The 11,442-nt window shown below is 63.5% G+C and carries 11 protein-coding genes; 7 read left to right on the forward strand and 4 right to left on the reverse strand.

The annotated features are described in order from the left end of the window. The first annotated feature begins 94 nt into the window (after positions 1 to 94). The 6 genes from ACTJKE_RS12430 (at position 95) to ACTJKE_RS12455 (ending at position 4,534) form a co-directional block, all read left to right on the forward strand. A complete protein-coding gene (locus ACTJKE_RS12430) occupies positions 95 to 1,144 on the forward strand; it encodes an MBL fold metallo-hydrolase (protein ID WP_113512507.1) in 1,050 nt (349 codons plus the stop codon). Between the two features lie 81 nt (positions 1,145 to 1,225). Then, entirely contained in the window at positions 1,226 to 1,441 is a 216-nt protein-coding gene (locus ACTJKE_RS12435; RefSeq protein ID WP_113512505.1) for a hypothetical protein, read from the forward strand. A gap of 137 nt (positions 1,442 to 1,578) precedes the next feature. Then, positions 1,579 to 2,109, forward strand: a complete 531-nt coding sequence (locus ACTJKE_RS12440) for a metal-dependent hydrolase (RefSeq protein ID WP_057253755.1) — start codon at positions 1,579 to 1,581, stop codon at positions 2,107 to 2,109. A 380-nt stretch (positions 2,110 to 2,489) separates the two neighbouring features. Then, positions 2,490 to 3,404 carry an ABC transporter substrate-binding protein gene (locus tag ACTJKE_RS12445; RefSeq protein ID WP_057253758.1) on the forward strand — a complete coding sequence of 305 codons (915 nt, stop codon included), beginning with the start codon at positions 2,490 to 2,492 and terminating at the stop codon, positions 3,402 to 3,404. Further along, positions 3,401 to 4,108, forward strand: a complete 708-nt coding sequence (locus tag ACTJKE_RS12450; RefSeq protein ID WP_057253759.1) for a L,D-transpeptidase — start codon at positions 3,401 to 3,403, stop codon at positions 4,106 to 4,108. The genes ACTJKE_RS12445 and ACTJKE_RS12450 overlap by 4 nt, the downstream gene beginning before the upstream one ends. 123 nt (positions 4,109 to 4,231) lie before the next feature. Then, the gene (locus ACTJKE_RS12455) at positions 4,232 to 4,534 is read left to right on the forward strand and encodes a hypothetical protein (RefSeq protein ID WP_440691915.1); all 303 of its coding nucleotides are present in this window, start codon (positions 4,232 to 4,234) and stop codon (positions 4,532 to 4,534) included. 39 nt (positions 4,535 to 4,573) lie between these two features. Here the strand turns inward: ACTJKE_RS12455 and ACTJKE_RS12460 are convergent, their stop codons facing one another. Next, a complete protein-coding gene (locus tag ACTJKE_RS12460) occupies positions 4,574 to 6,091 on the reverse strand; it encodes an arylsulfatase B (RefSeq protein WP_113512517.1) in 1,518 nt (505 codons plus the stop codon). A gap of 712 nt (positions 6,092 to 6,803) precedes the next feature. Here ACTJKE_RS12460 and ACTJKE_RS12465 point away from each other — a divergent pair. Further along, positions 6,804 to 8,021, forward strand: coding sequence for an RDD family protein (locus tag ACTJKE_RS12465; protein ID WP_113512503.1), 1,218 nt, complete (start codon positions 6,804 to 6,806; stop codon positions 8,019 to 8,021). 170 nt (positions 8,022 to 8,191) lie between these two features. Here ACTJKE_RS12465 and ACTJKE_RS12470 read toward each other — a convergent pair whose 3' ends face one another. From ACTJKE_RS12470 to ACTJKE_RS12480, 3 genes are all read right to left on the reverse strand, one after another. Continuing rightward, positions 8,192 to 8,788 carry a class I SAM-dependent methyltransferase gene (locus ACTJKE_RS12470; RefSeq protein ID WP_058322434.1) on the reverse strand — a complete coding sequence of 199 codons (597 nt, stop codon included), beginning with the start codon at positions 8,786 to 8,788 and terminating at the stop codon, positions 8,192 to 8,194. Between the two features lie 291 nt (positions 8,789 to 9,079). Then, a complete protein-coding gene (locus tag ACTJKE_RS12475; protein ID WP_057253765.1) occupies positions 9,080 to 9,526 on the reverse strand; it encodes a hypothetical protein in 447 nt (148 codons plus the stop codon). Between the two features lie 162 nt (positions 9,527 to 9,688). After that, positions 9,689 to 11,326 (reverse strand): arylsulfatase, encoded by a 1,638-nt coding sequence (locus ACTJKE_RS12480; protein WP_082616045.1) that lies wholly within the window; start codon positions 11,324 to 11,326, stop codon positions 9,689 to 9,691. Positions 11,327 to 11,442: the final 116 nt, after the last annotated feature.

Consider the following 11,442-nt stretch of genomic DNA (forward strand, 5'->3'; position numbering starts at 1 on the left):
AAACCTCCTCACCTGTGCGGATGAGAGGCGACCACCTCTCTTTGCCATCGCGCCCCGATTGGAAGCCGCGTTATCGTCAGCCAAGGAGCCGCCGATGATCTTCCGTCAATTGTTCGACAGCGTGTCCGGCACCTATACCTACCTGATCGCCAGCCGCCAGGGCGGCGAGGCGCTGATCATCGATCCGGTACTGGAAAAGGTCGAGCGTTACCTGCAGCTCGTCCGCGAACTCGACCTCCGGCTGGTCAAGGCGGTCGATACCCATCTCCATGCCGATCACATCACCGGGCTCGGGGCGCTGCGCGACCAGACCCATTGCATCACCGTGATGGGCGAGCAGACGGCGGCCGACGTCGTTTCCATGCGGGTGGCGGAGGGCGACCGGGTGTCGATCGAGGGTCTCAGCCTCGACGTGCTCTATACGCCCGGCCATACCGACGATTCCTATTCCTTCCTGATGGGCGGTGACATGGGGCGGCGGGTCTTTACCGGTGACACGCTCTTGATCCGCGGCACCGGGCGCACCGATTTCCAGAACGGCGACCCGCGCCAGCAATATGACTCGATCTTCAACAAGCTCCTGAAGCTGCCGGACGAGACGCTCGTCTACCCGGCGCACGACTACAAGGGCGACACGGTTTCGACCATCGGCGAAGAGAAGCACTTCAATCCACGTCTCAGGGTGAAATCCGTCGACGAATATGTCGACCTGATGAACAACCTCAACCTGCCGAACCCGAAGATGATGGATGTGGCGGTGCCGGCCAACGTCCACATCGGCCTGCACCAGGACGAGATCGCGCGGCGTGGCTGGGCGCTTTCGGCCAAGGAGGCGCTGGCGCTCTGCGGCCGGGCGAAGATCGCGCTGGTCGACCTGCGCGAGAAGGCCGAGCGGGAAAAGCACGGGGTCATCCCCGGTTCGCTGCACGCGCCCTATCCGGATCTCGAGCAGAACATCGCGACCGGCGGCGTGCTTCACGAACTGGCAGAGGCAACCGGCAAACGCATCGTCTTCTACTGCGCCTATGGCGAGCGTTCGGCGATGGCTGTCGAGGCGGCGCAGCAAGCCGGCATCGCGAGCGCCTGCCACATCGAGGGCGGCATCGCCGCCTGGAAGAAGGCGGATGGGCCCGTGACACATTGATGCCGACGCATTGACGTCGACGCATTGACGCCGGGCGCGGGCGCGCCATCTCATAGGAGCGTTCAAAGAGCAGGGCCGGCCATGCACAAGTTTTCCGTCAGCGTTGTCAAAGAGTTCGAGGCCGATAGCGCCGAGGAAGCAGCGCTTCTGATGTACCAGTGTCTGACGCGCGAGCCGGCGCCGCTCACCTACGCCGTCACCGATGCGGCGAGGAACGCCACCAGCCAGACGCTCGACCGGGAAACGGCCGACGAATTCGCCAGCATCGATCACAGTGCTGATCCGGGCAACTGGTAGCACCCGCTGGCAGCGGCAGCTGTGGGCAACAGCCACGAATCCGACATTTTCGGTTGCAAATCCTCAAGCATTCACGTCTCGACTGCGGGTGTGAAAGACGCGGTTCCGCGGGATTGCGCTTCAGGAGGAAACCTGCCTTGTTCATTGCCCATCTGCCGGCAGGCTATCTGCTGAGCCGCCCCTTTGCGCGTCGCAATCCCTCGCAGGCCCGCGCCATCTTCGGCATCGGGCTGCTCTGTTCCGTTCTGCCGGATTTCGATCTCGCCTATTTCTACCTGATCGACCAGCGCCGCACGCCGCATCACGACTACTGGGTGCATACGCCGGTCTTCTGGCTGGTGCTGGCGGCGGCGATCGCGCTTCTCCTCATCGCCACCGGGCGACGCAATCAGCTCGTCCTCGTCAGTGTCGGGCTCATCAGCGTGCTCCTGCATCTGGTGATGGATTCGATCGCGGCAGATATCCGCTGGCTCTTTCCCTTCGCCGATCTCCGGGTGAACCTGGTGCATGTGCAGGCGGTCTATAAGCCCTGGTATCTGAACTTCCTGCTGCACTGGACCTTTGCGCTTGAGCTGGCGATTTGGTTGGTTGCAGGCCAGTTCGCCCTGCGCGATTTCAGGGCGCGGCGCGCCATCGGGAAAGAGGCTGCCCGTGCGGCAGAGCCGTAGGCTCCACGAACTCCGGCATGCAATGCTTGCGGTCTCGCGCGGTGCTGCGGCGTGAACGCCGATGAAGAGGCCCTCCCCATGCAACGTGCGGTGTAGCCGGATCGTTGACGAAGGCCGTCGTTCTATGCATCCTGCCGGCCAAGAAACGAAGATGCCGGCAGACGGCACAGGGAACACTGCAGCGCCGCGGTCTTACCGGACCCGCAAAGGTCGCTGTATCACTTTGATAGCATTCGCATAGCCGTGGCGCGCGCCTCGTGTTGCCCCGGAACTTGGACGCATTCCTGATACGCATTCACGACGTCATTCGCATCGATTAATCGAGGCCGGAGGGGACTGTGAAGGGAAAGTCGAGGTATCTGCCAGCGGCGCTGGCTGTCATGCTTGCCGCATCCGTGACCGTGCCGGCCACTGCCGCCGACCTGGTGATCGCCATGCCGAACTGGCCGTCGGGCCAGGCGACGGCCAATATCCTGAAGGTCGGCATCGCCAAGAAGTTCGGCCTCGATGCCGAGGTCAAGGAGCTCGGCACGCTCAATGCCTTCGTCGGCTTCGAGACGGGCACGGTCGATATCCAGCCCGAAGTCTGGCGGCCGAATTTCGAGGATGTCGTGCGCAAATACGTGACCGACAAGGGTGTCGGTCAGCTGACGGAACGCAGCGTGCCGGCCTGGCAGGGGCTTTGCGCCACGCCGGAAGCCGCCGCGACGATCAAGACGGTCGCCGATCTCAGCGACCCCGAGAAAACCAAGATCCTCGACACTGACGGCGACGGCAAGGGCGAGATGTGGATCGGTGCTGCGACCTGGCTTTCGACCGGTATCGAACGGGCGCGGGCGGCGGGCTACGGCTATGGCGAAACCCTGACGCTGTTCGAGGCGGAAGAGGAAGTGGCGATGGCGGCGGTGGACGCGGCGGTCGCGACCGGGCGGCCGATGGTGTTTTACTGCTACGCGCCGCACCATGTGTTCGAGCTGCACCAGATTGCCAGGCTCGAAGAGCCGCCGCACGATGCCGCCAAGTGGAAGATCGTGCCGCCGAGCGACCCGCTCTGGGTGTCGAAATCCAGCGCCTCGACCGCCTGGGAGGCGGCGCATTTCCAGATCGCCTATGCCACCGCCTTCGGCAAGAAGCACCCTGACATTGCGAAGTTCCTGGAGAAGGTGGATTTCTCGCCGGAGGAAGTGACGAAGATGAGCTACGCGCTGGAGGTCGAGCGGCAGGCGCCGGCCGACTATGCGAAGAAATGGGCCGAGGACAACGCAGCGCGCATCGACGGGTGGGCCAAGCCATGACCGCGACATCCGACCATAACCGTCCTGTCAGCAAAGATCAGCCGGCATGGACGCGGCGCAAGCTCGGTGCTGCCGTTCTTGCCGCTGCGCTCTGCCTCGGTCCGCTGGCCGCACTGGCACAGACGCAGATCTATGATGCCCGCACCAAGAAGTGGGTGAATTACGACAAGAAGAAAGCGCGGCAATACTTCGCCCGCAACAACCAGCTGCCGGAAGCCTTCCGCCGCCAGGTGGTGCCGTTCCGCACGGCGGAGCAACCCGGCACCATCATCATCGACGGCAACCAGCATTTCCTCTACCTGGTGCAGCCGGGCGGCCAGGCGATCCGCTACGGCATCGGCGTCGGCCGCGAGGGCTTCGGCTGGGCCGGAATCGTGCGCGTCGGACGCACGGCGGAATGGCCGACCTGGACACCGCCGGCCGAGATGGTGGCCCGCGACCCGAACGCCGCCAAATGGGCGGCCGGCATGCCCGGCGGGCCGGACAATCCGCTCGGCGCCCGCGCGCTTTATCTCTACGAGGGCGACCAGGACACGATCTACCGCATCCACGGCACGGTCGAGCCCTGGACGATCGGGCTCGACGTTTCGTCCGGCTGCATCCGCATGAACAATGACGACGTCACCGACCTGCATTCCCGCATCGAGATCGGCGCCAAGGTGATCGTGCTGATGCAGGGGGCAGCACTCTACAAGGGGGTATGACGTCGCTCGAACAGGGGTGGCGAGTGCTTTTAATTGGCCGCAGGGTCAGGCGTGGCCAATCCGTCCCGCAGGACCCAGTGACAGGCAAATACTCAAAGGGGAGAACAGATAGTGAGCGAGGGGATGTTGCGTTCGAAGGGGTTTGTTCCCGTGGCTTTGGCGCTGGCCATAATCGTTGGCTGCCAGTCAGCGCCCAAACCTGAGGATATGGCGCGCACGAGCCTGCAGACGGCGCCGGCCGACCTGCAGCTGATCTGCGCCAACGCGGTCGCGGGCACGGCGAAGCTCGAAAGCACCAAGGTGCTACCGACGAGCTCCCGGGCGCTCGACGCGACAAGCTACAGCGTCGATCTCGACGCAGGCGGCCGCAAATACAACTGCGTCGTCGATAGTACCGGCAGCGTGAAATCCGTGACGCCGGTTTAGGCGGGCAAGCGCCCGCGCTTGCGCGACCTTCGCTGATAATCAATCTCCAAGGCTGAACAGCGTCGCAGGGTCGGCGACGACCGGCGGTGCATAGAAGGTCAGCCGCGCGGCATCCATGAGAAGAAGCGGCTGGACCATTTCGCCGGCGAGCCTGGTGATCCAGTCCTGAAGTTCGCGCAGCTTGTCGCCGTTCTCTGCCGAGAGATCCTTCGTCTCGGACGGGTCGGCGGCGATGTCGAAAAGCTCCAGCCTGGAGGGCAGGGCTGCCTTCCAGACGAGCTTCCAATTGTCCTTGCGCACAGCACCTGCCAGCGGATCGACATTGTAGACGAGCTCCCCGCGCGGCGAAGGTTTGCCTTCACTCAAGGCCGGCCAGAGGTTCATGCCGTCGAGCGGCTTGTTCTTGCCGAGCGGCGCACCGGCGATGGCTGCGAGCGTCGGGTACATGTCGACGACATGGACCATGCCGCCGACCTTGCCCGGCTTGATCCTTCCCGGCCAGTTGGCAAGCGCTGCGACGCGGGTGCCGCCTTCGTAGAGCGTGCCCTTGCCGTCGCGGTAGGGGCCGTTGTTCGCCGGCAATCCGCCGCTGACCTTGTTGTCGCCGGCAAAGAGCGAGCTTGTCACGCCGCCATTGTCGCTGTGAAAGACAATCAGCGTGTTGTCGCGCATGCCGCGTTTTTCGAGCGCTGCCACCAGTTTGCCGATGCCATCGTCAAGCACGGAAATCATCGCCGCGTAGGCGCGGCGGTTTTCATCCGCGATGTGCTTGTAGCGGTCGAGGTAATCCTCAGGCGCCTGGAACGGCGTGTGCGGCGCGGTAAAGGCGAGATAGAGGAACAGGGGAGCAGCGGCATCGTGCCCTTCCACGACCCGCGCCGCCTCATCGCCGAAGAGCGTGTTGTCGAAACCGCTTTCCTCGAGCGGCTTGTTGTCCCGGTACCAGTCCTTCACCCCGTGGGAGGAATGCTTGAAGTGATCGATTTCGCCGACCAGCGCACCGTAGAACGTATCGAAGCCGCGCTGCTTCGGCCAGTATTCCACCTTGGCGTGGCCGAGATGCCACTTGCCGACAAGCGCGGTTTTATAGCCGGCATCCTTCATCACCTGAGGCAGCAGATATTCGTCGAGCGCCAGCCCGTAGGAGCCGGGCGAGGGGATGACCCCGGTCTGCAGTCCGTAGCGCAAGGGGTAGCGGCCGGTGAGGAAGGCGGCGCGCGTCGGCGTGCACATGGGCTGGGTGTAGAATTCGTCGAAGGTCACGCCGGTTTCGGCGAGCTTGTCGAGATTGAGCGTCCTGATGTCGGAGCCATGGAAGCCGACATCGGCCCAGCCGAGATCGTCGGCGATGATGTAGACGATGTTCGGCGGCGTCGTGCCATTGGCGAGGGCCGGGTTTGCGGAGAAGGCGGCAAGGCCGGCCGGCATGCCGGCGGCAACGGCAAACGCCGCGCCGCTCATGAGAGCCTCGCGCCGCGTCAAGCCGCTTTTGTCCTTGTCGGCGACGGCCGTTTCGCCGCCGCCCGCGCGGGCGTTGTTCGCTTGCAGGTCAGACATGCGCACCCCCTGGAAAATAGACCCCGCCGGCCGGCGGATCTTTTCATTCGATATTGCTAATATCTACATCTTCCGGTAGCGCCGTCAATCGGTTTGCCGCGGCGCCGGCGCTGGGCTTTATCCTGAGAGCCGTTCGCCGACGAAGGCGCGTGAAGGCCGCCACGGGAAGGGCAATCTCGCCTCCGAGCGGGCCGGGGCGCCTCGGGCAGTTGAAGGAAATCAAGTCGTTCGGCATTCCGATCGAGAGCCGAATCTTGAAGTTGTGCGGGTCTTGATGTTGGAATCGTCATTGTGCGGCGCCGAAATAAATTTGCTGCGGAGCAATAATAATGCCGAGTAATATCAATTGAACGTCAGTATAGCCCGGTATTCTTCTTCCAAACCGTGGAAATATGTGCTCTCATAGGTTTAGTTGGAAGGAGGAAATGCCATGCTCTCGTTCTTCGAGCATTTTGCACTTTTCGACGCATTGATCGTTGCAGCGATCTGCACGCTTTTGATCCTGAGTTACTTTAGCAGCGAGGCCTGAGGCGAAGCGGATCGGATACCGGGTTCGGCCGATGCACGGTGCCGGCTGCTGCCGCTTCGGCGCGCCAGAGCTGTTGTTGTGACGACGGCGCGGCGACAACTCCTGGAATGTTCATTTTGATTTCTGCAACTTTACCGCTGCGATGGCTTTTGCTACTCGTGCCGCAAGGCAAGGGGCAACAGCATGGCAGCTTGGTACTACTCGGCAGGACCAGAACAACATGGGCCTGTCGGTGACGACGAGGTTCGTACCCTCATTCGAGACGGCAAGATTGCGGACGAGACCGTCGTCTGGCGGGAAGGGGCGGAAGAACGGCGGGTGGCCGCAAGCCATCCCGAACTTGCCGAGGTCTTCGCAACGCTGCCGGAGCAACCGGGCGCGCTGGAACCTGTCGCCGAACCGGTCGCGGTCCTGCCAAGGCCGGCCGTCAGCTACCGGCCCTGGCCGCGGTTTTGGGCGCGCTTCATCGACAATTTCCTGTTCGTCCCGCTGCTTGGCGCGGGCATAGGTCTGTGGGCTGTCTTCTACGCGCCGAGCACCTACCTGCGAATGGTTTCCATGCCCAGCGTGCTGCTGGGCTTGATGTTGTTGCCCCTCGTCGCGGTGGTGCTTGCCATCAGCATGGCCGTCACGGGGACCACGCCCGGCAAGGCAATCGTCGGTGTGCGAGTTCCCGTGCCGCCCGGTCGCGACCGCTTCGCGTTCTTCCTGGTCAGGGAGTTCATGGTCTGGGTGGCGGGCCTGGGGTTCGGCATTCCCTTCGTTTCCCTGTTCACGCAAATCCGGCAGCACCGGCGCGTTGGCCTGGGGCAGCCCGCGAGCTACGACGATGGCAATCCGGCAGTTCTTGCCGATCCCTCAGAGGTTCGTTTCGGGGTCGCGCTCGCCGTTTCGGCCGCTCTGTTTGTCGGCACCTCCGTGCTCGGGATGGAGGATCGGCAGATGGAGAGGAACCTCCGCACAACCCAATCCTGGTCCAATCCGGTGACGCAGAGGGCGGCAACTATCGGAGCGTCCTGGCAGCCCGAGGAACTCGAAGTCGAGGATGGTCGCGCCTTCTATTTCTTTTCCGCCGAACTTCTGTCGGAGGCGGTGTTCGGTCACGAACAGCTCCCGTCCGAAGGCGTCGAAACCGCCGTTTATGCGGAGGCGCTTGCGTTCGCCTTGGCCTCGGATATCGAGATCACCTCTGCGTGGCAGCCAGTCACGGTCCTCGACATGACAGCCTTGCAGGCAACGGGGAAGGCTTTGGGTGTCGAGGATACGCGTGTTGAAGTGACGGTGGCCGTCAGCGGACGCGACGCGTGGAGAACGTTGGTCTACACCCGCGGAAGTTCTGGGGAGCAGCAGGCGGAGGCGAAGCGGTTTGTCGACGCCATGTTCGCAACGGCGCCGAAGTAGGCGTCGCTTGCATCGGTGGGGGATCGAATGCCTGTCGGGCAGAAGTGTGCAGCGGTTTTGCGGCGACGACGTTCATGAAAACAAGAGCTTAAAGCCTGGCGTGTGACACCTTTTCATGCGACAGGCCTTGGGGACACGCAGGTTGGCGAGACTCGGGCGCTGAGCGGGCGTCAGGCCGATCGGATTGCCGCGACATGCAGCCAGCGGGTCGGCTCGCCGTCGTAGCCGCCGCCATCGGCCTCGCTGATCTCGATGTTCGACCAGCGGCTGTGCTGGAGGCAAGTGCGAAGCCATTCTGCCGAAGGATAGTTGTAGTAGCGCCCCAGGCGGTCGTACCCCTCCGCCTCGCCGGCCTTGAAGCTCGCGTGGAGAACACCGCCCGGCCTCAGCGACCGATGAACGCGCTCGAGGACGTCGGCGAGCTCGGCGCGCGGCACGTGCAGGAGCGACGCTTCGGCCCAGATCCCATGGAAGCGGTCGTGCCAGTCGATCTCCTGAAACCTCATCACCTTGACCTTGCGACCGATGCGCTTTTCCGCCTCGCGGGCCAGTTCCGCCGAGCCGTCGCAGGCGGTGACGTCGAGAGCGGCTTCGAGCATGACGAGGCTGTCGTCCCCGCCGCCGCAACCAAGGTCGAGGACGGCGGCGCCCGGCGGCAACGCGCGCATGAAGGCGGCGAGCCGCGCCGTCGGCGGCTTGCGGTCGCGTGCGGCATAGGTGGCGGCGTTGTCGCGGTAAAAGGCGAGGGTGTCGTCGGGTTCGGCCATGCGTTCGTCTTGGCTGCGGTCCATGAGAGAGCGAGCGTAGCGGATGGTAGTCGCCTGCCACTGTCAAGGCCTGCGCGGCGCAGGCCGCTCGACGACCGGTTCGTCGGTGCGCCGCCGATCACTATTGCAAACACTGGAATTCCTCTTCGGAAGGCTTGAAGCCATCCGATCCGATCGATCCGCGACTGACGTCCGTGGCGAACGTCAGCCTCGCCGCCAATGTCACCTGATCAGGTGTCACGCCCTGAACTCATGTCAAACAGCCGGCGAGACCGGCAACTCCTTAACGTCTCACTTGGCGGCCTGGGTGGCGCCGAGGACGTAGCCTCCGTCCCAGTGCCAGATCTGCTTGTCGTCGACCGTGACCTTCACGATCGCCTGGAAACCGGCGAGCGTGCCGCTGCCCGCATGAAACGCACAGGTTCCAAGCGGCGGACTGGCCGATTCGTAGACGATGCAGTATCCGAGCGCCGAGTCGCCGTTTCCGACGGCGATGACCGCATTGCTGCTGGAGAAGAGCGGATTGGTGATCACCGGTCCGTAGTAGAGGATCTTGGTGCCCGCCGGGATCGCCTCAAGGTTCGATTCCGTGATGGTGCAGAAGCTCGGCGTGTCGCCGGTGAACTGGCTGCACTCCTTGGAGATCTTCAGGGGCTGCGTCGCGGGCGCCGTGGGTGCCGCAAAGGCTGCGGATGCCAGCGCCAGGGTGGCGCCAGCCGACAGGATAAACAGTCTCATGGCCTAGTCCCTCCGGTCGAATGAAGGGCGAAATTCTACTCTTCAGCTCCTCTGTCCGCAATTTCGTTCCTTTGAACTCTCCGGCAACGGGTGCGGCTTCTTCCGCCGCCGCCATCCCGCAGAGGCTGCCCTGCGAGATGGAAGCGGCGAGGGGCATCATGCCTATTGTTTGCCGCCGGTCGAGAGCTTGTCCATCACCTCGTCGAGATTGAAGCTTGCCGGCTTCTGGCGGATCGGGAACTCCCTGAAGCTTTCCAGCCACTTGGCGACCAGCGCCTGCGAGGGCACGAGGATGAAGGCGCGCTCTGCCATCCAGCGGTCGTATTCGAAGGATTCCGGGCCGCGCTCGAAGGGGTCGGCGCGGATGTTGATGATCCAGGGGACGCGAAGGCTGGTGAATTCGCGCTGCCAGACGCCGATGCCGGTGTGTTCCTGGATCTTGAAGTTGACCTTCCAGTCCTGCACCCGGATCGCCACCAGTTCGCCGTCGTCGTTCCAGTAGAGGAATTCGCGCCGGGGCGAATCCATCACTTCGCCGCGGAAGAAGGGCATCAGGTTGAAGCCGTCGAGGTGGACCTTGAAGGTCTTGCTGCCGGCCTCATAGCCGGTGAGGCACTTCGCCACGATATCCGGCTCGCCCGCGGCGGCGCAGAAGGTCGGGATCAGGTCGTAATGCGAGAACATGTCATTATAGACCGTGTTCGGCTTGATGACGCCCGGCCAGCGGATCAGCATCGGAACGCGATATCCCCCTTCCCAGTTGGTGGCCTTCTCGCCGCGGAACGGTGTCGTACCGCCATCCGGCCAGCTCATCACTTCGGCGCCGTTGTCGGTCGTGTAGATGACGATGGTGTTTTCGAGAACGCCAAGATCCTCGAGCTTCTTGAGCAGCTCGCCGACATGGCCGTCATGCTCCACCATGCCGTCGGGGTAGAGACCCTTGCCGGTCTTGCCTTGAGACTCTGCCTTCAGGTGCGTGAAGATATGCATGCGGGTCGAGTTGAAATAGCAGAACCACGGCTTCTGGGCATTGTGCTGGCGGTCGATGAAATCGAGGGCGGCCGCCAGGAACTCGCTGTCGACCGTTTCCATGCGCTTCTTCGTCAGCGCGCCGGTATCCTCGATCCGGCCATCGGCATAGGAGTGGATGACGCCGCGCGGGCCGAAGCGCTTGGCAAATTCCGGGCTCTTCGGATAATCGGGATTTTCCGGCTCCTCCTCGGCATTGAGGTGGTAAAGGTTGCCGAAGAACTCGTCGAAGCCGTGGGCGGTCGGCAGGAACTCGTCCTTGTCGCCCAGGTGGTTCTTGCCGAACTGGCCGGTGGCATAGCCCTGCGCCTTGAGCAGTTCGGCAACGGTCGGGTCTTCCGGCTGCAGGCCGAGATCGGCGCCGGGCAGGCCGACTTTCGTCAGGCCGGTGCGGATCGGCGACTGGCCGGTGATGAAGGCGGCGCGCCCGGCGGTGCAGCTCTGCTCGCCATACCAATCGGTGAAGAGAGCACCCTCATTGCCGATGCGGTCGATGTTGGGCGTGCGATAGCCCATCATGCCGCGGTGATAGATGCTCGGATTGAGCCAGCCGATATCGTCGCCCATGATCATCAGGATGTTCGGCTTGCCGCCGCCGGCGGCAGGCGCTGCTGATTGCTGCGCGTGCGCCGCGGGGGCGGAGACGGTCAGCGCCGCTGCGGCCAATGCACTGCCACCAAGCAGCAGGTCGCGGCGGCTGACACTCAAAAGCGGTTCGTTCTGAGGCTGTCCGTTCTGTTCGGGTTGATCGGATATTGGATGCTTGCTCATGGCATGTCGCTCCATATCGCCAGTGGATCGGGACCTTTGTGCCGCGTCATTGCTGCGATCGGGCCTGCGATCGGATCGAGCCGAGGGCAAATCATGCGGCACGTGAAAGCGCTGCA

This window comes from Ensifer sp. 22521 (genome assembly GCF_052044795.1).
Taxonomy (GTDB): Bacteria; Pseudomonadota; Alphaproteobacteria; order Rhizobiales; family Rhizobiaceae; genus Ensifer.